This window comes from Vibrio sp. Vb2960 (assembly GCF_033337665.1).
Taxonomy (GTDB): domain Bacteria; phylum Pseudomonadota; class Gammaproteobacteria; order Enterobacterales; family Vibrionaceae; genus Vibrio; species Vibrio alginolyticus.
The window spans coordinates 145,954-168,957 of sequence record NZ_JAWORD010000012.1 but is presented as its reverse complement, the minus strand read 5'-3'; the positions used below and the strand labels follow the sequence as shown (position 1 = coordinate 168,957).

The window sequence follows — 23,004 nt, the reverse complement described above, 5'->3', positions numbered from 1 at the left end:
CAGTAAATAAGTGATCAGAAATAGCGTAGGGAAAATGCTTGAGAACAAGGCGCAATTTTTCGATAAGTAGTTATTCTGCAATCAAAAATTGCAACGCAGTTATCGAGTATTTTAACAAGCTAGAATGACCAGTTATTTACTACGATTGGTATAACCTATACTCAATCTCACTAAAGCAACCAACCCCATGTGAAACTCCACAAACAAAAGGCTGAGGAGCAGATCTTTACCCTACAAACAATGTACTAGCTATTTTGATTTTGTTAGTTCGTATGGCCTTAATATGAATGTTCAATATAACTAGGAAAACACTTGAGGACTTACTAGAAAAAGGGGGCTCGCAAAATTAGAGCAAAAGTTATCAAGCGGACTCAATTAGTGATGTTTGTATAAAAGCACGTACAAGAAATATAAATGATAGATACAAAAAATCCCGCAGGGGGTGCGGGATTTTTACTAGTGGCTAAATCGGTTTAAAGGTGACTAGCCTTGAATACCAACGATTAACCATGGCGCATTAGGCGCAGTCAAGTCACGCTCTAGGTGCCAGATATCTTCGATTTCTTCTTCAACACCTTCTACTGTGTCACGGTAACGACCGCTAAACTGTAGACTAAGCTGTGCTTTATTTGCATCGTAATCAGCACGGACGATCTCTGCATCAACGTACATTACATCAGTATGCTGCTCACCGTCGAGCTTCGCGCGCTCTGCTTTTAGGTCTTCAAACAAGCTTGGAGAAACATATTCTTCAATAGTTTCTAGCTGGTTGTGATTCCACGCACCTTGCAGGATTCGATAGTGTTCACGAGAACCATTAATGAACGCTGCTTGGTCAAAACCCGGTGGGTAGTTATGTGGTACGTCTGTTTGAGCGCCAAAACCACCAAAGCCACCATTATTTGTGTTTGGTTGTTGCTCAAAGTTTTGCATGTTTGGTTGCTCAAACTTAGATGCGTTGCCACCAAATGCAGGCTGTTGACGATGCTGGTTCATACTGCCCTGCTTCGCACCTAGCATACCGCGCATTAGTTTAAAGATGACAAAGGCAATTAAACCAATAATTAGGATATCCATAAACTGGATACCTTCAAAAGCACCGCCAAAGAATGCAGCAAGTAGACCACCAGCAAGAAGTCCGCCTAGCAGACCACCCATAAGGCCTTTCTTACTTGAAGACTTTGTCGTCTGATCTTTGCCGACCGTATTGGTGTTTTGTTGCTGTTGTTTCGGTGCTGGTGCAGTTTTGTAGCTCTTACCGAAAGACTTACTGCCACCAAACTTCTTCGCTTCCGCGATAGGCGTTACAGCAACAGTAAACATCAATAAAGCAACAATAGAAAATAAACGTTTCATCGTTATCCTTAAAGTTAGCTATCTAAGATAGTGCCCCATTTTCAAGACGAAACAATCGTTGTTTCAAACAGTAGCACGCCAAAGATGATTTTTAAGTCATCATACTCTGTATACCGATTGATGAAAATAGCTTATAGAAGCTGACATGTATCAGAATATTGCCAAAAATGCAGACTGCTCACACTGCTTGCAATTCAGCTGAAGGCGCTTGATCAATGTAAAAAAAGTATGGAATAAGTTCACTAATACTCCAGATTGTTTTACTTGAATTAGAATCAGTGACACAGCTCAGAATCCTACACCTTGAGGGCACTTGGACACATTGCCTTGTTGACGGTTAATAGGTAGCTGACTATCATATTGAACGATGTTCAATAAAGTAGTTTGAGAGTATGGCGCGCAGAAACGATCACACCCGAGAAGAGTTAGTGAATTTGACGTTAACAACGGTCAAAAACTTTTTAGATGAGAATTCTTACCACGAACTCAGTCTTCGTAAAATCGCTAACATGATTGGTTACGTGCCAAGCACATTGGTAAATGTTTTTGGTAATTATAATTTGTTGTTGCTTCATGTTGTCGCTCAAACTTTAGATGAGTTATCTCAAGAAGCACGCAAAGCGACTAATGACAGTAAAGACTCCCATCAAGCGCTTTTTGAACTCGCTTATTGCTACCACGATTTTGCTCAAAAACACCCATACCGTTGGCAGTTAGTGTTCGAACACAACATGAATGGAGCAGAACTTCCGGAATGGCATGCCAAACGTATCGATGGTATGACGGGAATGCTAGAGTCACTATTGGCTCAAATCGCACCACATCGTACTGAATCCGAAGTGATTCAAGCGAGTCGAGTCCTTTGGTCTGGCGTACATGGCATTACTTTACTCAGTGTTGATGATAAGTTTTTCTCTAGTGAACCGATTGATGGCAAAGAATTGATCAGTAATCTTCTTTCTAACTACCTCACGAACTGGTAACAAAGGATTATCCATGTCATCCGACAGACAGCCGTCCTTACTTACGCAGAGAAAGTTCCTGCCCTATTTCATTACTCAGTTTTTTGGCGCTTTCAACGACAATATTTTTAAAAACGTTTTGCTGTTGTTTGTCGCATTCGCTGGCTCCAGTGCACTACCTATTTCGAGCAATTTGTTCATCAACCTTGCGGCAGGCTTGTTCATTCTACCGTTCTTTCTGTTCTCTGCTTCCGCTGGCGTATTAGCCGACAAATATGAAAAGTCATGGTTTATTCGTAAGGTTAAACTATTTGAAATAGCCATCATGCTCTTGGGTGCCATCGGATTCATAACCGAAAGTTATGGTGTGCTTTTATTGCTACTGTTTTTAATGGGCACACAGTCAGCATTTTTTGGCCCAGTTAAATATGCCCTTTTGCCTCAAAAGTTAAATGCTAAAGAGTTAGTGCCCGGCAACGCTCTTGTTGAAGCTGGTACCTTTATCGCCATCCTTATTGGCACCTTAGGCGCTGGGATTATAGCCTCTGCAGACAACGCAAAATACCTTGCCGCATTTTGTGTCGTGATCTTCGCATTGTTAGGCTACTTGTCGAGCCGCTCAATCCCCTTTGCAGCCGCCAGCGCGCCCAATCTCTCTTTTCGTTGGCAACCATACAAGCAAACCAAACACACGCTCTCTATCGCCAAATCCGATCGAGTTGTTTTTCAATGCATAATGGCAATAAGCTGGTTTTGGTTTTTAGGCGCCGCATATCTAACACAATTCCCGAATTTCACTAAGATTTACCTAAATGGCACCGAGAGTGCGGTGTCTTTCTTGCTCGCTCTATTTTCCATTGGTATCGCGCTAGGGTCGCTACTTTGCAATTGGATCTCAAACCATCGTATCGAAGTCGGTATTGTGCCAATTGGTGCCTTTGGCATTACGGTATTTGGGTACCTAATGGCCACTTCCATTCCCAATGATCTACCTATTTTCCATAACTTTGTAGACTTCTTTAGATATGAGCCTTTTTGGCCATTATTTTTCTACCTATTGATGATTGGCGCTTCAGGCGGTTTGTTTATCGTGCCGCTTTACGCATTAATGCAGCATCGAGCAAAGGAAACCGAACGTGCTCAAGTCATCGCAGGGCTCAACATCTTTAACTCTCTGTTTATGGTCGGCAGCGCTGTCTTGGGTATTGTGTGCCTAAGTGTAATCAAGATGACAATTCCTCAGCTGTTTGCATTGTTAGCCATTTTAAATTTCTTAGTTGCCGCTTACATCTTTTTGCAAATACCTATTTTTGTAGTTCGCTTTGTCATGTGGATGCTTACGCACACCATCTATCGAGTTAAGCATAAGAATCTACACAACCTACCCGAGCATGGTGGGGCATTGATTGTATGTAATCATGTAAGCTACATGGATGCATTGCTACTTAGTGCAGTATGCCCAAGGTTGATTCGTTTTGTGATGGAGGAAGATTACGCCAACCTACCTCCATTAAGGCGCTTTTTACGTCGAACTGGGGTAATTCCAATTTCAGCGAGTAACAGAAGCTCTATCAGACGTGCATTTAACGATGTGGAAGCCGCGCTAAGCGAAGGTCATATCGTCTGTATTTTCCCTGAAGGAAGATTAACTTCAGATGGTGAAATGAATGAATTCATGCGCGGTATTGATATCATTCTACGTCGTAGCCCAGTACCTGTCATACCTGTTGCACTAAAAGGATTATGGGGAAGCTATTTCAGCCGCGCAAAAGGTCACGCATGCTGTGGCTTACCGACTCGATTTTGGTCAAAGCTAGAAATTGAGGCAGGACAACCGGTGCCACCAAATGAAGCAACGGCAAAAACAATGTTCGATAAAGTGCATCAACTTAGAGGCGACTGGCGATAAATACACTTGAACACATGTTTAGGATAACTGAACATGTGTTCAAATCATTAAGACAAACTGACCACACCCAGTGCGATATACTCTCCCTTTCATTCACAACAGCGAATAAAAACCTTGAATAGAAACTACCTCCTGTTTGGATTGGCGTTACTTTTTTGTCTAACCCCTCTTGCCTCCTCTCCCATTGCTCTAGTTATCGGTTTTCTACTCGCAAGTTTTGGTTTTGTGCCTTCCGAGCTGCCCATCGCTTCTTTTACTAAAAAGCTGCTGTCTTACTCGATTATTGGCTTAGGCTTTGGCATCAACTTTGAGCAAGCACTTACAGTCACATCGGATGGTATCGGCCTGATCATCGCCACTATTACAGGCACACTGATCATGGGCACTCTCATTGCCAGGGTAATTAAATTGGAGCGAGTAACCGCTTACTTAATCTCATCAGGTACTGCAATTTGTGGTGGTAGCGCAATTGCTGCTGTGGCACCGGCGATTAAAGCGAAAGACGAGCAGATTGGATTAGCACTGGCAACAGTGTTTGTCCTGAACTCCATTGCACTCTTTGTGTTTCCTGTGATTGGACATGCTTTAGGGCTAGATCAACACACGTTTGGCACATGGGCTGCGATTGCCATTCATGACACATCTTCTGTTGTCGGGGCTGCCTCGGCCTATGGGGAAGAAGCACTAACGACGGCAACAACATTGAAACTCGCGCGCGCTTTATGGATCATTCCTGTTGCTTTGATCAGTGCCGTCATCTTTTCAAGAGGCCAAAAAGAGAATGGAAAGAAAAAACTAGCTATCCCTTATTTCATTTTTTGGTACTGTGCAGCTATCGCGTTTAGCGACTTCTTTCCTCAATTTGAAATGGTCTATCACGGCATTTTCATTGGAGCAAAGCAAGCGTTGGTTGTATGTCTGTTCTTGATAGGTTGCAGCATTTCAATTTCAAAACTAAAGTCAGCTGGAGCTAAGCCGCTGTTGTTTGGTGTGACTCTGTGGGTGTTAATTTCGACCACTTCTCTAAGTTGGTTACTGTTTTAGATATTGGTGGTCTGCTTATCGCGTTGAGGGGACGGCATTTCCCGTTTGCTATTTTTGTATATAACGACCAACGCAATAGCGATCAAAAATGCCGTTAGCTCTGCAAGAGAGCGGGCTAGCCCTTCACTACTTATCGCGATACCAATTTGTAGTGCTACTGCCGCAATTAAAACTAGCTTTGCCATCCTGAACCTTATGCATTTTCTCTCCACGAAGAAGCATAATTATGATTCAGAGTTATAAGGATACGAAATTCTCTTTATGACTAATACATAGCAAAATTGACTAATGCTGAAGTGATGACAGCAGCCACTCTTTCACTGCCTTACGCGAAATTTTGATCCCACCTTCTAGTAGAGTTTGTGGCATTACGTGGTATTCCACTGGCCATTTAAACTTCTCTAATTTTGATTGCAAATGCTGGTCATACTCCGATTTGCTGCGCAATCCATTGGTCTGAATCACAGCTACTGGTCTATGACCAAACTCCGCGTCTTCGACTGGAACCACTATACTCTGCACTACACCATCAATTTGGTTCAAAGCGGCTTCAATCTCTTCACAATGGATATTCTCACCACCAGAGATAAACTGATTGTCGGCACGGCCGATTATCTTTAATTCATCACCTTGCCACTCGCCAAGATCTTTGCTGTCAAACCAGCCTTTCTCATCCAGAAATGGGGTAACATGTCCTTGATGGAAATACCCTGCCGCTAATGTCTTACCGCCAACAAAAATGCGTTGGTCAACTAATTTTATCTTACGGTGCTTCAATACATGTCCAGCATTACTGGTGCTGTCAATTCTCTTTGCGGTAACGGTAGAGGCCGCCTCCGTCATCCCATAACCTAACCATGTCTCAATGCCTTGCCCTGTTGCTCGTAGTGCCAAGTCGTGATCAACGTGGCTGCCGCCCAGTAGCACATGTGTCAATGACAAATGTGCATCATCATCCAATAACCGTTTGAGCTGAGTCGCAACCAAAGAAGCGTGTGATACGCCCTGAACATCATCAACAAGTTTCCCTGAACCGACTTTTAGTGTTGCTCCGACATATAGCCAACGATAGACAATCGCTAATCCAGAGACGTGATACAGCGGAAGCGATAACAGCCAAGCATCTTGCTGAGTGAAAATGAACTCCTGCAACAAGCCCTCTGCAGACGCAAGATGCTGTCGATGTGTATGAACCACAGCTTTAGGCTCCCCTGTAGAGCCAGAAGTAAATACTACTGAAGCGAGCCGGTCATGATGATAGCTATCTTCAGTCAACGAATCACTCTCTTGCTGTGATACTACAGGCGGTGAAAGCAATGTTGCCTTGAGTTTTTGTATATCATGTTCAGAAAAGATCGAAGCGCACTCCTGAGAAAACCAGATAAACCGAGTTTGATCAGGCCTGTAAAGTGTAGCAAGCTTACTCTGCAACTTATCTAGTGGTTGTTCCATGGTCAGCGCAGCGAGCGCGCCTAACTGTTTGGAGGCAAGATAAAACAACAGTGTTTCTACTTGGTTCTTGCCAACCAAAGTCAGCACATCCCCCCGAGTTACACCCAAGTCATTCAAATAGTGAGTGTATTGGTCAATACGCTTCGAGAGTTGTTGCCAGTTTAATACTTCTGTTGATGTCTCGAGTGCAATAGAAAAAGGGCTCGTTTGAGCCCAATATTTCCATGGTGCCTTCGCAATATTGTCTACGCAGAATGCCACACAATCTCCTGGTCTTTTAGAGGAAGAACGGGAAGTTCACACTTAGGCCAGCCCTGCTCTAGCTGAGCTTTGAATAAGCCAATCGTATCCAAACCTGGAACTTCATCAGGCAACTGCCATTGGGCAAAGCGCGCTAATTGAGTTAAACCGAGACTGGATTCAATGCTCGAGCTAATCACTGCTTTCATCCCCAGTGACTTCGCTTTCTCTATCAGTGTAATACAAAAATCCACTGAACCAATGAGTGTGGGTTTGATGATGATCGTTTTCACACCAGTTAGATCTTCAAGACGGAAATCTTCACGACGAACCGCATCTTGCAATGTTTCATCCCAAGCGATAGCAATACCAGTATTAATCGCAAAAGAGAGACTATCGCCAGGAGAGCGGCACGGCTCTTCTAGAAACGTGATTCGTTGACGCAGAGACGGAGCAATGTACTTAGCGAACTGCTGCGCTTTTTCTGGTGTCCAAGCGCGATTGGCATCGAGTCGAAGCGTTAATTGAGGGATTGATTCAAGAAAAAGGTTCACAAGCATGCCATCGCGAATTGGCTCATAAAGTCCAACTTTCACCTTAGCGACTTTCTCACCTTCCATTTCGTTCAGCTTTGGAATGAGCTCATCTGGGTCGCCAGTGCATAGTGGCGCTGTTTGGTATTTACCTTGTTGTGGTAAACCACCAGCTAATTCAAGTTGTGCCATCGATAAACCAAACGCAACCGATGGGTACATATTGGCATAATCCACATCCAACTCTGCTACCCAACGCTCCGCCTGTTCTTGTAGCTGAACACCCGCATCTTCGGTGCTCTCTAAGCTAAAACCAGGAAGAGGAGCGACTTCTCCAAACCCTGTTTTACCATCTTCGGAAAGCGCAACAACATAACCAACACGTTCGGTTAGCTTGTTGTCACGTAGGATGACACCACTATCCATGGGCAAGCTATAACGATAAATTTTCGCTTCACGCATAATTCAAGTCCTATGTAATGCCGTATATTTGAGCGTTCTGACGAGCAATCCCACCAGCCTCCCAGAGGGCGAGGCGCTCAGGAAAAAAGGAACAGAGGAGCTAACACGCTCCTCATTTAGACGGATTATGGGTTGCGAGGGAATTTATCGAAGTCTGGGCGACGCTTCTCGTTAAAGGCATTACGACCTTCTTGGCCTTCATCAGTCATGTAGAACATCATCGTTGCGTTACCCGCTAGCTCTTGCAGACCCGCTTGACCATCACAATCTGCGTTTAATGCAGCTTTCAGGCAGCGCAATGCCATTGGGCTGTGCTGTAGTACTTCACGACACCAACGAACGGTTTCTTTCTCTAGATCCGCTAGTGGTACAACTGTGTTTACTAGGCCCATGTCTACCGCTTCTTGAGCATTGTAGAAACGACATAGGAACCAAATTTCGCGAGCTTTCTTTTGGCCTACGATGCGAGCCATGTAAGATGCACCCCAACCGCCATCAAATGAACCCACTTTAGGGCCTGTTTGACCAAATTGAGCGTTGTCAGCTGCAATCGTTAGGTCACACATCATGTGCAGAACGTGACCACCGCCAACAGCCCAACCCGCTACCGATGCGATCACTGGTTTTGGACAAGTACGAATATCGCGTTGGAAGTCCAATACGTTTAGGTGATGCGTACCTTGGTCATCTTTATAGCCGCCATAGTCGCCACGGATCTTCTGGTCGCCGCCAGAACAGAATGCGTCTTCACCTAGACCTGTCAGAATGATCACGCCAACACCAGAGTCGTAACGCGCATCTGCCAACGCATCAATCATCTCTTTTACCGTTTGAGGACGAAACGCGTTACGCACTTGAGGACGCGCAATGGTGATTTTCGCGATACCATCTTCAGACTTATGGTAATGAATGTCCTCGTATTTCTCGCCGCAATCTTTCCATTGAACCGGAGCGTAAAGTTCTTCTTCAGAAATGCCTACTGTTTTAGCCATGGTGATTCCCATTGTTCTCGTTACTCTCACCAAAGTGAGACTGAATTATTTGCTTGGTATGTATCGCAAACTGTTTGGGCTGCTCTTGATGGACGTTATGACCAGCGCCTTCAACTTGTCGATACGCCAACCCGCTATGTTGTGCCAGTTGGCTAAATTTTTGGTCTTTCTCACCACACAAGTAATACACTGGTATGTTCTGCTTTTGCAGTGAGGGCAACAAATATGCCTGTTTGGCTAACGATGTCGCCATCAACATATTCGCCACCGCTGAGCCAAGATTATCACTTCGCTTCGCAATGAATGTTTGTCTTTGCTCATGGTTTAGTGAAGAAAACACCGCTTGTTGGTACCAATCGTTCAAAACACGTTCAAGTGGTTCAGTTTTGAAACGCATTGCCCAGCGAGCATCATTCTCTAATCTCACCTGTTTCTCTGACTCAGTTTGAAGCCCGAAGTTTCCCCCTTCAACAATCGCGCCCGCAATATTGAGATCTGGAAAGCATTGATGGGCAATACCATGCATCGCAATGCGGCCGCCCATAGAGTAACCAATCAAAATAAGTGGTTGTTGTGAGGGAAATAATAAAGATAGTGTGGAACCAAGAAGTTTGCAGCAATCATTCAGATCGCTGCAAGAAATAGATTGGCTGTGCCCATGACCAGGGAGGTCAACCGTAACACGTTCATACTCGGGTAACGCGTTGATACATGATTGCCAATCTTCACCGCTACCAAGCAAACCATGCAAAAACACCAAAGTGGGCAACGTTCTACTTTGGTGTTTTTCTAATACAGGGAAACGTTCAAAGTAAAGCATTCAGACTCTTATTAAATGCCTTGAGTGTCTCAGCAGCTTGATTAGGTGGGGTTTGAACCTCGACCAGCAACGTTCCTTGGCGGTGACATAAATGCTCTTTTACAGATGATTGGAATTGCTCCAGTGTAGAAACATGCAAATACGCCAAACCAAACTGCTTTGCCGCGTGTTCAAACTGATAACCATGAGGCATTTGATAATATGTCGTCCTGCGCTCTGGTGGTACTGGCAACATATCAAAAATCGCACCGCCGTCATTATTAGTAACAACAAGTACCGCCGGCAGTTTATTGTGAGAAAATAGCGCCAGAGAATTGAGATCATAAAGTGCTGCTGTGTCACCGATATACATTAGTAACGGATTACCTCTTGCCCGTTGCACGCCTGATGCCGCAGCAAACAAACCGTCAATCCCTGATGCGCCTCGATTAGTGAAAACCTCTACACCATCCAATTTTCCGTACATATCAACAAGCCGAACAAACAAGCTATTACCCAAGAAAACATCTACGTTCTTTGTGCGCTCGTTGATGTCTGCTGCCAACGCAATTTCGTCAATGGCAGACGCTGAATCAGATAGGAAGGCTTCTTCGATACGTTGATGAACTCGCTTAACGTCATTCGCTAACCTATCAGCCCACCCAGCAAATATTGACTTCTCAAAACTAATGCGAGAAACCCACGTTTTAGGAGGCTCAACCCAGTGCATTTGCGCCAGATGATTTTGGTTATTCCGGTCCATACAAGGTGAGACATACCAATACTGAACGTCTTTACTTTGTTGATTTTTCGATACTTGTTTATCAATCCATTGGTTCAAACGTTTGGAGATGATTCGGCTACCAAATTGGATAATAAGTTCACAAGATTCAAGCTCGTTTGCGAACTCGGGAAGTTGAAGCCATACATCGTAATACGCCCAATCCGAACTGAGACCACTTTGCGGGTCTGCAAGTACTGGCCATCCCATCTTTTGTGCAAATGCCTGCGCCGACTTCGCTTGTTCAAGCGGTAAGCTGCCAATCACAACCAAGCCTTTTTTGTCTGAAAAAGGCGGGATGTTCGCCTGTGACAAATGGCTAAAACGCTGAGTATAAGTGCCGCTTCCTTTTCGCCATCCGGCGACCGAATCTAAGTAGGTTTGATAATCCGCTTTTGCGCCGTTGGAATACAAAGGCTCTGGAAATGCACAATTAATATGAACGGCACTACCCTGCAATTGCTGAGTAAACATCACTTCGTCAACAGAGGTCAGCAACCAGTTAAGCGACGTTGCTAAATTTGGGCTTGGTAAATTCAAACTGGCCGAAACATGATGTGAAAAAATACCCAATTGATTTATCGCTTGGTTTGCACCACAGCCGACAAGTTCTACTGGACGATCTGCTGTCAGCAGCACCAGTTTTTCACCAGTAAGTTTGGCTTCGGCAACCGACGGTAATAAGTTCGCCACTGCCGTACCAGAGGTAACGATAATTGCCACGGGTTCCTGAGTAGCTTTCGCTAAACCAAGAGCCATAAAGCCCAATCCACGCTCATCAAAATGAGTATGAATGGAAAAGTCGGACTGTTCTGCCGCTTCTAAAGTTAAAGGCGTAGAACGAGATCCGGGAGCGATACAAACATGCTTAACGCCAAATCGCTGAAGCTCAATCAATATGGTTTCTGACCAAACTCGATTGAGCACCGCTTGGTCATGACTCATGATGCGACTCCCAATGGCGGATGATCAGAAATCAGCGTAAGTAACGTCGACATTTTCTTATCAAGTTCTGCCCACTCATGTTCTGCAATGGAGCCTGGAACAATCCCTGCGCCCGCAAACAGTTGTACTTGCTCACCGAGCACAAGCGCACTTCTGATTGCGACACAAAACTCTGCACGCTCATGGCTGATGTAACCCATAGAGCCTGCATACCAGCCGCGTGCAAACGGCTCATTATCAAGAATAAACTGCATGGACTCTTGTCGGGGTAAGCCAGCAACCGCCGCTGTTGGCTGAAGCGCCGATAACAACTGAACACCATTTATCCCCGCTCTTAGACTAGCGTGAATATTTCGCTTAAGGTGCTGCACTTTTCGTAGTCTGACCAAACTCGGTTCAGCTTCCACTTCAACCATTTCAGAATGCGGTGATAGACGGTCAATGATGTCGTCCACCACATACTGGTTTTCGTTGAGGTTCTTTTGGTCTTGGGATAACCAATTCGCCAACTCCATATCTTGAGTGGCATTGTCTCCCCGACCAATCGTACCTGCTAACGCTTCGGTATGTAGCTCATGCCCTACGCGAGAATACAAACGTTCTGGCGTAGACCCCATAAAACTGTGCTTACTGTCTAAGCTCAGCATGAAATGGAAGCTATGATGGTTATTTAAGTAACTTGCTTTAAGTAGCTGTGCAGCACTTAATGTGTTATCAAGCTGCACGGTAGAGCGACGCGCTAAAACCACTTTCTTAAAATCATCATTCTCTATACCAGTCAGAACCTTATGAACTAACTCATTCCATTGAGGCTGACTTGGCGTATGAACAATAGAGCGGATGTGAGACGAAATTGGAGCTAAGGTCGCGACCTCACAAACCAGTTTATTCAACCCAGCTAGAGTTCGCGCTTTGTCTTCTGAAATATTAACTGCGAGAGACCACTGTTGGTCAAAACGAATTAACTCAATTTGAGGCAAAAAGAAAAAAGAAGGCATACAGCGACGATTCTTCTCATGCTGTCCATCAAAAGAGCGCCCGCCCCAGACTCTTTGCCCTTCACCTAGAATGGTATAAGCAGGACCTGGCTCAACAAAAGCGTGCAATTGCCCTAGTGCAACGACCTCTTCACGTGTATCGCGGGACTGCCAATAAAACTTAGGGAAAAGTGGTTGTGCATCAAGCCAATCAATAAATGAGAAATTAGGTTTCTCGCTAAGGGGCTCGACCAGACGTGTTTGATTGCCTTCCGATTGCTGAACTCGCTCGATAATTCTCTTTACGGCTTGATGGAACTGTGACAAATCAACCTCGTTGTATGTGAGGATAAATGGTAACTGACGGCTACTCTAAGTTTAGACCCAAAGCAAATCAAGGTCGTATGCGATCTTTTGCAAAATCCTGTGATAGCAAGCGAGCAAAACTTAACCAGCAGACAGATTATTTACAGATATATATTCTAATAAAAAACAAATTATTGTATTTTAATAAAGAAATTAACGAATTTTTAGGAATTAAACAATGCAAAATATCGGGATGTCGTCAAAACTCGACAATGTCTGCTACGACATTAGGGGTCCTGTACTCAAACATGCTAAGCGCATGGAGGAAGAAGGGCATAAAATCCTAAAGCTAAACATTGGTAACCCTGCCCCATTTGGTTTTGACGCCCCTGATGAGATTTTAGTCGACGTGATTCGTAATCTGCCGACTTCTCAAGGCTATTGTGATTCCAAAGGTATTTACTCTGCTCGTAAAGCTGTGGTCCAACACTATCAGCGTAAAGGTATACGCTCGCTAGATGTCGAAGATGTGTATGTAGGTAACGGCGTGTCTGAGTTGATCGTAATGGCCATGCAAGCGCTATTAAACAATGGCGACGAAATGCTGATCCCAGCACCAGACTATCCGTTATGGACAGCTTCAGTTGCACTATCTGGTGGTAAGCCGGTTCATTATCTATGTGATGAAGAGGCTGACTGGTACCCAGACCTTGAAGACATCAAAAAGAAAATCACACCAAAGACACGTGGCATTGTTCTGATCAACCCGAACAACCCGACAGGTGCGGTATACAGCCGTGACTTCCTACTTGAAGTGATTGAGATAGCACGCCAGCACAAACTGATCATTTTCGCAGATGAGATCTACGACAAAGTGTTGTACGACGGTGCAACACATACCTCAGTCGCCACACTCACTGAAGACGTGCTAGTCATGACATTCAATGGCCTTTCAAAAGCCTACCGTGTTTGTGGTTTCCGTGGTGGCTGGATGTTCTTAACGGGGCCTAAACATCTGGCTCAAGGGTACGTGAATGGCTTGGAGCTGCTTTCATCGATGCGTTTATGCGCAAACGTACCAATGCAGCATGCGATTCAAACCGCGTTAGGTGGATACCAGAGTATTAATGAACTGATTTTACCTGGCGGACGCTTATTAGAGCAGCGCAACCGAGCGTATGAACTGATCAATCAGATTCCTGGTGTTTCTTGTGTCAAACCTAAGGGTGCGATGTACCTCTTCCCGAAAATCGACACTAAAATGTACAACATCAAGAACGATCAACAGATGGTTTTAGATTTCTTAAAACAAGAGAAAGTCTTACTGGTGCAAGGTTCCGGCTTTAACTGGCCAAAACCAGACCACTTCCGCATCGTGACACTACCGCACGTTGAAGATCTAGAAATCGCCATTGGACGTTTTGAAAGATTCCTATCAACCTACAGCCAGTAATGAATCACTGGTAGTAATTAGTGCTGATCTCTCATATGCTTAGAGGAACTCCTAGTGAGTTCCTTTTTTACACCAGAAACGGAGAAAGCCATGAAAGAAAGCCATTTTTTCGCCCACCTGGCTCGAATGAAGCTGATCCAACGCTGGCCTTTAATGCGGTCCGTCTCACCAGAAAACGTTTCAGAGCATAGCTTACAAGTTGCTTTTGTCGCTCATGCCCTTGCCCTCATTAAAAACAAAAAGTTCGGCGGCAACCTTAATCCAGAACGCATCGCGATTCTTGCCATGTACCATGACTCCAGTGAAGTATTAACGGGTGATCTTCCGACTCCAGTGAAGTATTACAACCCTGAAATTGCCAAAGAATATAAGAAGATAGAATCGGCAGCGGAGCAAAAATTACTCTCAATGTTACCGGAAGAGTTCCAAGATGACTTTGCCCCCTATCTTCTTTCTCACTCTGCTCACGAAGAGGACGCAAAAATCGTTAAGCAAGCCGATTCCATCTGTGCCTATTTAAAATGTCTCGAAGAACTAAGCGCCGGCAACCATGAGTTCGCTCTGGCAAAAAAACGCTTAGACGTCACTTTGCAAGAACGCAGAACGCCTGAAATGGATTACTTTCTCAATACCTTTGCCCCAAGTTTCGAATTATCGTTAGATGAAATCAGTTAGCTTACGGAGATAATCGTGTCGTTTGAATTACACCCGCAATGGCAAGAGCGCCATGATGATGAGCATAAAATCCGTCGAGACGACCATCGGAGCCCGTACCAACGAGACCGAGCGCGCATTCTTCACTCGGCTGCATTTCGACGCCTACAAGCAAAAACCCAAGTACACGGCAATAGCTTGGAAGACTTTCACCGCAGCCGGTTAACACACTCCTTAGAAGCGTCGCAACTCGGGACCGGTATCGTCGCCCAGTTAAAGAAAAAACAGCCAGAGTTCCGCGATCTATTACCATCAGACAGCTTAATTGATTCATTATGTTTGGCGCACGACATCGGGCATCCTCCATACGGTCATGGGGGAGAAGTCGCTCTAAACTACGTAATGCGCGAACATGGCGGCTTCGAGGGGAACGCCCAAACCTTTCGTATCGTCACTAAGTTAGAGCCTTATACCGAGCATTTCGGAATGAATTTATCACGCCGCACACTGCTTGGTTTGATTAAGTACCCTGCCCTCATTAGTCAAACACGCTCCGTCAAGTTGCCTCAACCAGCCGAGCATCAACGTAAACTAAAAGCAAAAGATTGGAGCCCAGCTAAAGGCATTTATGATTGTGATAAAGACTTATTTGATTGGGTAATTGCACCGCTTTCTGACAACGACAAGGCATTGCTTAGTCTGATGCGTTCAACGCCAGAATCGGAGTTTGAACACAGTAAAACGCGTTTTAAATCAATCGATTGCTCAATCATGGAGCTAGCAGATGATATCGCCTACGGTGTTCATGATTTAGAAGATGCAATCGTACTTGGTATGGTGACACGTCAGCAATGGCAAGAAGGCGCAGCAAGTCAATTAGCGGACTGTGGCGACCCGTGGTTTGAAGCTCATATCGATTCCATCGGACAGATGCTATTTAGCGGGAAGCACCATGAGCGGAAAGATGCCATCGGTGGTATGGTTAACGCGCTACTGACCAGCATTTCAATCAAAGCGGTGGATGAGCCGTTTAATAACCCGTTACTGTCTTGGAATGCGTGTTTAGAACCACAGATGGCACGTGCACTTGACGTACTCAAGCACTTTGTCAGCACCTTCGTTATCCAAGTCCCGCAGGTCCAGATCGTTGAGTATAAGGGTCAGCAAATTATTATGGATATTTTTGAAGCGTTAACAGCAGACCCAGAGCGATTACTACCCGTTCATACAAAAGATCTGTGGTGTCAGGCGAAGAGAGAGAGCAATAAGATGAGGGTCATCGCCGATTATATTTCTGCAATGACCGATGGTCACGCGCAAAAGCTACACCGCCAACTTTTCTCTTCCATCGTTCTTTAGTAACACTCAACCTTTCAAGTAATTCTTTTCAAAAACGCCCGGAGGCATCTGGGCGATTTGGAATTCGATCATCTTTTCAAACGCACGCATCAGCGGTGTAAAGTCTCGCTCGGGTTCAAGCAAGCGAAGCGAATGATAACCAGCCTCGACTGTCGATAAGCTATTCTCAGAGGGCGCCTTACGAATGGTGTAGTGCCCTTGTAGTTGCTTAGGCAACTGCACGGTTGGGAGTGGATGTAAGTTGCTTGAGAGTTGCCACATTTTGTACGCTTTTTTCCACGTACCATCGAGCAAAATCAAACGTATTTTCTTAGATACACTATGACTCGCTTGAGTGATTTCAGAAATGCATCGTGACTCTTCTGATGGGTAAAGAACAAAATGTTGATATGACTCATCCGCTAATAAGTGATTTAAGGCATCATCACAAGAAAAGTCCTCTCCTATCAAACAAATACAGTTATCTAAACTCAAATTGAGAATCCGTGCCGTACCAAGCGGACGATGTTCTTCACTCGTGTGCTGAAGAATGATAAGTTCTACCTCGCTTGCCAGCGGTACAATCCATTGGCAAATACACGCTTTTTGCGATTTTCCACAACGAGAACAATAACGAGACATAGAGTGAACCTTTATACCTTGCTGAGTATTATCAGCGTGATCTGTTTGATACTTCAATTTGAACCAATGGCAAGCCTAACCGAGTGGCACAGCTACAATATACGCCATGGTGAATGGTGGCGAATCGTAACAGGAAATCTCACACATACCAACTTTGCGCACTTAGGAATGAACCTCGCCGGATTGTGGATCATTACTTTTATTTTTCGCCCAAGCACTCGTAACTTCCTTATCGTTTTTTCAATCTTATGTGCATGTGTTGGTGCGCTGAATTTGTTTACCAACATGTCGGTATACGTGGGTTTATCCGGCGTATTACACGGATTGTTTGGATTTTGGGCGCTCAGAGAAGTCTTTGAAAGCAGAAGAAGCAGTGTGTTGTTAGTTGGAGGACTAATCGCCAAAGTAGCATGGGAGCAGGTCTATGGCCCATCCAGCAGTACTGCTGAGCTTATCGGTGCAAACGTTGCTATTGATGCTCATATGTTTGGCGCACTCGGTGGGTTAGTAATGGCTTTACTGGAAAAAGGCCTTCGCCGTCGTTTATTCGGATAAAAAATCCCGAACCACGAAAGAGGGGCTGGTTCGGGAAAGCAGTAATAGGGAAACAGATATTGTTCTGAATTCAGACTCAATATCTGCAATACATCAAGCTACAGTAAAATGCGGTCTTCGTTTTTCTTAACTGTCGCTTCACCTATGCCTTTTACGCTCTTCAAATCTGCTGCCGTTTTAAAAGGGCCATGTTCCTCGCGGTAGTCCACTATACTCTGCGCTTTCTTCTCACCTATACCTTTCAACATGGTCGCAATTTCTTCAGCAGTGGCCGTGTTGATATTTACAGTAATTTCAATTCCTTCATATTTGTCAGTGGCTGAATCCGCAGCCATGCTAAAAGGTGCAAAAACAAATAAGCACAATGTCAAAATCCATTTCATATTGAACATACAATCTCCAAAATAGTAGGCTAAAAACAGTCGTCGAGAGCGAGTCACTATCAAGTTTGCAATGGAAAGCAATATGGTTATGCATTTAACAAACTGAGATGACCCGGAATTCACAACGGCCGCTATCACTTAAACGCGCACTAATTTAAGTAATGCCTATTGATGATTGAAGTTCATAAAGACAAAAATAAAACGGACCGCTTATGCGGTCCGTTTTATTCAACATACAAATTACACTAATTGTGCTTAGTTGCTCACAACAAAGTACTCAATGTCAGTATTTGCACGCAGTACGGCTAGTACAGATGATAAATCTTGCTGAGAAGATGCACGCTGCATTTGCATCGCAACTTGATCTTCTAACTCACTATCTAGCTCTGCGTTTACAGCATCAAGCTCGATGATAATGATGTTACCTTCAAGATCTTTAGACTGACCATATACTGGTTTACCATCGACTGGTTTTGCCATCGCGAATACCGTTGTTGCTAACGGAGAACGACGATCTACTGTCTCTTGTTCACCAAAGGCAAGATTGTTTTCAGCAAGCACGTTCGTCTTACCTTCTTTCAATGCCGCAACGACTTGTGTTCCAAGTTCCATCGCTTCTTGCTCACCTTTAACACGAGATAGCTCTGCAACAACCTGATCTTTCACTTCTTCTAGTGGAAGAACTGTCTCGTCACGCGCATCTTCAACACGAACAACGATAATATGCTCAGGCGCAACTTCGATAGCTTCAGAGTTTAGGCCATCTTCTTTAACTTCAGGGCTTAGGATAGCTTGCATTACAGCAGGGCTACGCAGCACTTCAGGTGCATCAACCTGAGAAATAAAGTCCGTTGTCTTCACTTCTTGGTTAACCGCTTGAGAAGCATCATACAATGAGTCTGGGTATTCAAACGCTACGCGCTCAAGCTCATTTTGCAACTCGTAGAATTGGTCGATCGCTTGTTGGTCCACCATCTCTTGTTTGATTTCAGCAGCGACTTCTTCAAATGGCTTCGCCACAGAATCTTTTAACTCTTCAAGCTTGATAATGTGATAACCAAAGTCCGACTTTACTAGACCCGACATATCGCCAGGATTCTTCAGTGCGAATGCCGCTTCTTCAAAAGCAGGGTCCATCACATCACGCTCAATCCAACCTAGGTCACCACCGTTTTCAGCGCTGCCAAAATCGTCAGATTTCTCTTGAGCAAGCGTCGCAAAGTCTGCACCCGCGTTTAGCTCATCTAGGATAGCTTGCGCTTTTGCTTCATCGTCCCCTTCTACAAGAATGTGAGCGACACGGCGTTGCTCTTCTGAAGAGTATTTGTTTAAGTGCTCGTCGTAGTACTTTTTCACCTCAGCATCAGAAACATTAACTTGTTCCTTTAGCGCTTCAGCTGACAGTTCGATGTAAGAGACTTTAACCTGCTCTGGACGTGTAAAGTTGTCTGGGTTTGCTTTGTAGTACTCTTGAATTTCTTCGTCGGTCAATTCAATATTTTTCGCAAACTCCGCTAAGTCGATCTGAATCGTGCGAATATCACGAGTTTGAGTGAACAGCTTGCCTTCTGCTTGTACTTCACCCGGCAGAATAAATTCACTGTTTTGTAGCGCATTCAGCAGTTGCTCACGAACCAATTCACGACGCATGTACTCAGCAAAAGAGTCTGGCGAAAAGCCTGCACGACGCAAAGAAGCTTGATAGATCTCTTGATCAAACTGACCATTAGATTGGAACTGAGGCATGTCTAGAATCATGCTACGCACTTGAGTGTCGCTGATTCGCAGACCCAAAGCTTCAGCTTGTTGGTCAAGCAACACGTCATTGATCATTCGATCTAAAACGGATTTGCGGAAAGATTCAACATATGCAGGGTCAGCCAGCATTTGAGAGAAGTAGTCACCCAACTGAGCTTGCATACGGTTACGCTCATTTTGGTATGCCATCTCGAACTCACCACGAGGAATCTCAGTGTTACCGACTTTCGCTGCAGAGTTGTTGCTACCACCAACGATGTAGCTACCTACACCTGCAAATACGAAAGACAGGATGATAAGTCCAAGGATAATTTTGACCGCGATGCTATTCACGCCTTCGCGTAGTCGATCCATCATAATTTAACTGCTCTCCACAATTGAAGCCTACTGCTTCTATCTAATAGAAATAATGGCGCAATAATATCAGAAAAAGAAATGCGCATCAGTATGATGCGCATAATTTAAGAAAGTTCGGCTCGAAGTTTGTAAATTTTTGTTCGAAACTTATTGTTTGAGCAAAAGTTAAGCAAATGGCCGGTTACAGAAATAACGCCGTGATTAGTTACAAGCGTCTTTCAGTGCTTTACCAGCTTTGAAAGCTGGTACTTTTGCTTCTGCGATTTGGATTTCTTCACCAGTTTTTGGGTTACGACCAGTACGTGCAGCACGAGTACGAACGCTGAATGTACCAAAGCCAACTAGAGCGACTTGATCACCAGATTGAAGAGTTCCGCTTACTGCTTCGATGAATGCATCTAGAGCACGACCCGCTGACGCTTTAGAAATATCTGCATTTTCTGCGATTTGTTCTACTAACTGAGTTTTATTCACTGTAATTTCCCCTTTGTGTCATCTGTGATTATTTTTGTGATGACTTTCGTTCCATTGTTAAGAAAATATGCTCCACCCCTTATTCATCAAGGGCTGGCAGCTATCGAAACTAACTTAGCGCCCAAAAAAAACGCTGACAAGCCTTTTTGGGCTTATCAGCGTAAACTTTTACTTATTTTTGCTACACATCACTATTTTTGAGACTCAAACTCAACGCCCGTCGGGTCTCGCTCTAGTGCGACTTTCAGTACTTCATCAATCCACTGTACAGGGATAACTTTCAGATCAGCGATAACATTATCAGGAATCTCTTCCAGATCACGCTCGTTATCTTTTGGAATTAGCACTGTCTTAATGCCACCACGGTGTGCCGCAAGTAACTTCTCTTTTAGGCCGCCGATAGGTAGAACCTCACCACGCAGTGTGATTTCACCCGTCATCGCTACTTCTGCTTTCACAGGGTTGCCTGTCAGAGAAGAAACCAATGCTGTACACATTGCTGTACCCGCACTTGGGCCATCTTTTGGTGTCGCGCCTTCCGGCACGTGTACGTGAATATCTTTCTTCTCGTAGAAGTCAGTATTGATACCTAGCTTTTCTGCACGAGAGCGAACCACTGTCATTGCTGCTTGGATAGACTCTTGCATCACATCCCCAAGAGAACCCGTTTGTGTCAGCTTACCTTTACCTGGCATTGATTGAGTTTCAATCGTTAATAGATCGCCACCCACTTCTGTCCAAGCTAGGCCAGTTACTTGACCAATTCGGTTACTTTCATCCGCTTTACCGTAATCGAAACGTTGAACACCTAAGTACTCTTTTAGGTTGTCCATCGTTACCGTTACTGACTTGATGTCCTTATCCAGCAAGATATTCTTCACCGCTTTACGGCAGATCTTAGAAATCTCACGCTCTAAGTTACGGACACCCGCTTCACGCGTGTAGTAACGAATGATGCCAATAATCGCAGAATCTTCAATGACGATCTCATCCGCTTTCAAGCCATTACGCTTCACTTGTTTATCAACAAGGTGACGTTTTGCAATGTTCAGCTTCTCGTCTTCGGTGTAACCAGATAAACGAATAACTTCCATACGGTCTAACAATGGGCCCGGGATGTTCATCGAGTTCGATGTCGCAACAAACATAACGTCAGAGAGATCGTAATCCACTTCTAGGTAGTGATCGTTGAACGAGTTATTCTGTTCAGGATCAAGCACTTCTAGTAGAGCCGATGCCGGATCACCACGCATATCTGAAGACATTTTGTCGATTTCGTCCAATAAGAACAGCGGGTTCTTCACACCAACCTTCGACATCTTCTGGATCAACTTGCCTGGTAATGAGCCGATGTAAGTACGACGGTGACCACGAATTTCCGCTTCATCACGCACACCACCCAACGCCATACGAACATACTTACGGCCTGTAGCTGAAGCAATTGAACGACCAAGAGACGTTTTACCTACACCAGGAGGACCAACAAGACAAAGGATAGGACCTTTTAGCTTGTTGATACGGTTTTGAACAGCCAGGTATTCAAGGATACGTTCTTTGACGCGTTCTAGACCGTAGTGATCTTCATTAAGAACCTCTTCTGCTTTCGCTAAGTTTTTCTTAACTTTTGAGCGCTTAGCCCAAGGAACGCTGACCATCCAATCGATGTAGCTACGAACCACTGTTGCTTCAGCAGACATTGGAGACATCATCTTAAGCTTTTGCAGCTCTTGCTCTGTCTTTTCACGTGCCTCTTGAGGCATTTTTGATTCGTCAATCTTCTTCTGTAGCGTTTCGAACTCGTCTGGTGCGTCTTCCATCTCACCAAGTTCTTTCTGAATCGCTTTCATTTGCTCATTCAGATAGTACTCACGCTGAGATTTTTCCATTTGCTTTTTAACGCGACCACGAATTCGTTTTTCAACTTGCAGCAAGTCGATCTCTGATTCCATCTGGCCCATCAGGAATTCCAGACGCTCAGTGACGTCAACAATTTCAAGTACTTGCTGCTTATCCACCAACTTTAACGGCATATGAGCCGCAATGGTATCCGCTAAGCGTGCGGCTTCGTCGATACCATTAAGTGACGTTAGCACTTCTGGTGGAATCTTCTTGTTTAGCTTAATGAACCCTTCAAACTGATTAATCGCGCTGCGAACAATCACTTCTTGCTCACGCTCATCCAATTCAGGCGTAACAACAAATTCAGCTTCTGCTAGGAAGAAGTCACTCTCTTTAAAGTGATTGATTTTTGCTCGCTGCTGGCCTTCGACCAATACTTTTACTGTGCCATCCGGAAGCTTCAAGAGCTGGAGAATGGTGGCTACCGTACCTACGTCAAATAGGTCGTCAACCGTAGGCTCGTCAGTATCCGCTTGCTTTTGTGCCACAAGAAGAACTTGTTTGTTGGTTTCCATCGCCGTTTCTAAACAGCTAATCGATTTCTCACGACCAACAAACAATGGAATAACCATGTGTGGGTAGACCACTACGTCACGTAGAGGTAGTACCGGGATCTCGATACGCTCGGAACGTTCCAAGTTCATATAATTCTCTCTTCCGCTTTCACGTTTAACGTATTACTTAAGGCAGTATATGGGGGCTAATTGTTTGGATTCAATAAGAGAAATAAAAA

The 23,004-nt window shown here is 44.5% G+C and carries 20 protein-coding genes; 7 read left to right on the top strand and 13 right to left on the bottom strand.

Features of this window, described 5'->3' with window-relative positions; genetic code table 11:
* Positions 1 to 483: 483 nt before the first annotated feature.
* A complete protein-coding gene (locus R7O03_RS12560) occupies positions 484 to 1,356 on the bottom strand; it encodes a Tim44 domain-containing protein (RefSeq protein WP_005384268.1) in 873 nt (290 codons plus the stop codon).
* Positions 1,357 to 1,748: 392 nt separating this feature from the next.
* On the opposite strand from R7O03_RS12560, the gene R7O03_RS12555 reads away from it, so the two are divergent.
* The 3 genes from R7O03_RS12555 (at position 1,749) to R7O03_RS12545 (ending at position 5,271) form a co-directional block, all read left to right on the top strand.
* Positions 1,749 to 2,339 carry a TetR/AcrR family transcriptional regulator gene (locus R7O03_RS12555; RefSeq protein ID WP_005382308.1) on the top strand — a complete coding sequence of 197 codons (591 nt, stop codon included), beginning with the start codon at positions 1,749 to 1,751 and terminating at the stop codon, positions 2,337 to 2,339.
* A 13-nt stretch (positions 2,340 to 2,352) separates the two neighbouring features.
* Positions 2,353 to 4,227, top strand: a complete 1,875-nt coding sequence (locus R7O03_RS12550) for an MFS transporter (protein WP_318131734.1) — start codon at positions 2,353 to 2,355, stop codon at positions 4,225 to 4,227.
* Positions 4,228 to 4,341: 114 nt separating this feature from the next.
* The gene (locus R7O03_RS12545; RefSeq protein WP_115385833.1) at positions 4,342 to 5,271 is read left to right on the top strand and encodes a YeiH family protein; all 930 of its coding nucleotides are present in this window, start codon (positions 4,342 to 4,344) and stop codon (positions 5,269 to 5,271) included.
* Here the strand turns inward: R7O03_RS12545 and R7O03_RS12540 are convergent.
* The 7 genes from R7O03_RS12540 to R7O03_RS12510 form a co-directional block, all read right to left on the bottom strand.
* Positions 5,268 to 5,456: a hypothetical protein gene (locus R7O03_RS12540; protein WP_005382314.1), complete on the bottom strand. Its 189-nt coding sequence runs from the start codon at positions 5,454 to 5,456 to the stop codon at positions 5,268 to 5,270. The two genes, R7O03_RS12545 and R7O03_RS12540, sit on opposite strands and share 4 nt — an antisense overlap.
* 100 nt (positions 5,457 to 5,556) lie before the next feature.
* A complete protein-coding gene (gene menE / locus R7O03_RS12535; protein WP_213973146.1) occupies positions 5,557 to 6,984 on the bottom strand; it encodes an o-succinylbenzoate--CoA ligase in 1,428 nt (475 codons plus the stop codon).
* The gene (menC, locus tag R7O03_RS12530) at positions 6,969 to 7,958 is read right to left on the bottom strand and encodes an o-succinylbenzoate synthase (RefSeq protein WP_213867089.1); all 990 of its coding nucleotides are present in this window, start codon (positions 7,956 to 7,958) and stop codon (positions 6,969 to 6,971) included. The genes menE and menC overlap by 16 nt, the downstream gene beginning before the upstream one ends.
* Before the next feature lie 125 nt (positions 7,959 to 8,083).
* Positions 8,084 to 8,950, bottom strand: a complete 867-nt coding sequence (gene menB / locus R7O03_RS12525; protein ID WP_005382318.1) for a 1,4-dihydroxy-2-naphthoyl-CoA synthase — start codon at positions 8,948 to 8,950, stop codon at positions 8,084 to 8,086.
* A complete protein-coding gene (gene menH / locus R7O03_RS12520; protein WP_213899478.1) occupies positions 8,943 to 9,770 on the bottom strand; it encodes a 2-succinyl-6-hydroxy-2,4-cyclohexadiene-1-carboxylate synthase in 828 nt (275 codons plus the stop codon). Before menH ends, menB begins: the two co-directional genes overlap by 8 nt.
* Positions 9,757 to 11,475, bottom strand: coding sequence for a 2-succinyl-5-enolpyruvyl-6-hydroxy-3-cyclohexene-1-carboxylic-acid synthase (menD, locus tag R7O03_RS12515; protein ID WP_025766952.1), 1,719 nt, complete (start codon positions 11,473 to 11,475; stop codon positions 9,757 to 9,759). The genes menH and menD overlap by 14 nt, the downstream gene beginning before the upstream one ends.
* Positions 11,472 to 12,779 carry an isochorismate synthase MenF gene (locus tag R7O03_RS12510; protein WP_033906881.1) on the bottom strand — a complete coding sequence of 436 codons (1,308 nt, stop codon included), beginning with the start codon at positions 12,777 to 12,779 and terminating at the stop codon, positions 11,472 to 11,474. Before R7O03_RS12510 ends, menD begins: the two co-directional genes overlap by 4 nt.
* Before the next feature lie 217 nt (positions 12,780 to 12,996).
* On the opposite strand from R7O03_RS12510, the gene R7O03_RS12505 reads away from it, so the two are divergent.
* The 3 genes from R7O03_RS12505 to R7O03_RS12495 all read left to right on the top strand — a co-directional run bounded on the left by R7O03_RS12505 (position 12,997) and on the right by R7O03_RS12495 (position 16,224).
* Positions 12,997 to 14,211 carry a pyridoxal phosphate-dependent aminotransferase gene (locus R7O03_RS12505; RefSeq protein WP_005384283.1) on the top strand — a complete coding sequence of 405 codons (1,215 nt, stop codon included), beginning with the start codon at positions 12,997 to 12,999 and terminating at the stop codon, positions 14,209 to 14,211.
* 90 nt (positions 14,212 to 14,301) lie between these two features.
* A complete protein-coding gene (gene yfbR / locus R7O03_RS12500; protein ID WP_025766954.1) occupies positions 14,302 to 14,886 on the top strand; it encodes a 5'-deoxynucleotidase in 585 nt (194 codons plus the stop codon).
* Positions 14,887 to 14,901: 15 nt separating this feature from the next.
* Positions 14,902 to 16,224, top strand: a complete 1,323-nt coding sequence (locus tag R7O03_RS12495) for an anti-phage deoxyguanosine triphosphatase (RefSeq protein ID WP_171343108.1) — start codon at positions 14,902 to 14,904, stop codon at positions 16,222 to 16,224.
* Positions 16,225 to 16,230: 6 nt separating this feature from the next.
* Here the strand turns inward: R7O03_RS12495 and R7O03_RS12490 are convergent, their stop codons facing one another.
* A complete protein-coding gene (locus tag R7O03_RS12490) occupies positions 16,231 to 16,845 on the bottom strand; it encodes a tRNA-uridine aminocarboxypropyltransferase (RefSeq protein ID WP_025766956.1) in 615 nt (204 codons plus the stop codon).
* A 3-nt stretch (positions 16,846 to 16,848) separates the two neighbouring features.
* Here R7O03_RS12490 and rrtA point away from each other — a divergent pair, with 3 nt between their 5' ends.
* Positions 16,849 to 17,400 carry a rhombosortase gene (gene rrtA, locus R7O03_RS12485; protein ID WP_005382331.1) on the top strand — a complete coding sequence of 184 codons (552 nt, stop codon included), beginning with the start codon at positions 16,849 to 16,851 and terminating at the stop codon, positions 17,398 to 17,400.
* Positions 17,401 to 17,498: 98 nt separating this feature from the next.
* On the opposite strand, the gene R7O03_RS12480 is transcribed toward rrtA, so the two are convergent.
* The 4 genes from R7O03_RS12480 to lon all read right to left on the bottom strand — a co-directional run bounded on the left by R7O03_RS12480 (position 17,499) and on the right by lon (position 22,915).
* On the bottom strand, positions 17,499 to 17,783 hold the full coding sequence (locus tag R7O03_RS12480) for a ComEA family DNA-binding protein (protein WP_031777211.1): 285 nt from the start codon (positions 17,781 to 17,783) through the stop codon (positions 17,499 to 17,501).
* A gap of 255 nt (positions 17,784 to 18,038) precedes the next feature.
* Positions 18,039 to 19,898, bottom strand: coding sequence for a peptidylprolyl isomerase (gene ppiD, locus R7O03_RS12475; RefSeq protein ID WP_213868305.1), 1,860 nt, complete (start codon positions 19,896 to 19,898; stop codon positions 18,039 to 18,041).
* Between the two features lie 201 nt (positions 19,899 to 20,099).
* Positions 20,100 to 20,372: an HU family DNA-binding protein gene (locus R7O03_RS12470; RefSeq protein WP_005382341.1), complete on the bottom strand. Its 273-nt coding sequence runs from the start codon at positions 20,370 to 20,372 to the stop codon at positions 20,100 to 20,102.
* 191 nt (positions 20,373 to 20,563) lie between these two features.
* A complete protein-coding gene (gene lon, locus R7O03_RS12465) occupies positions 20,564 to 22,915 on the bottom strand; it encodes an endopeptidase La (protein ID WP_005384300.1) in 2,352 nt (783 codons plus the stop codon).
* Positions 22,916 to 23,004 lie beyond the last annotated feature (89 nt).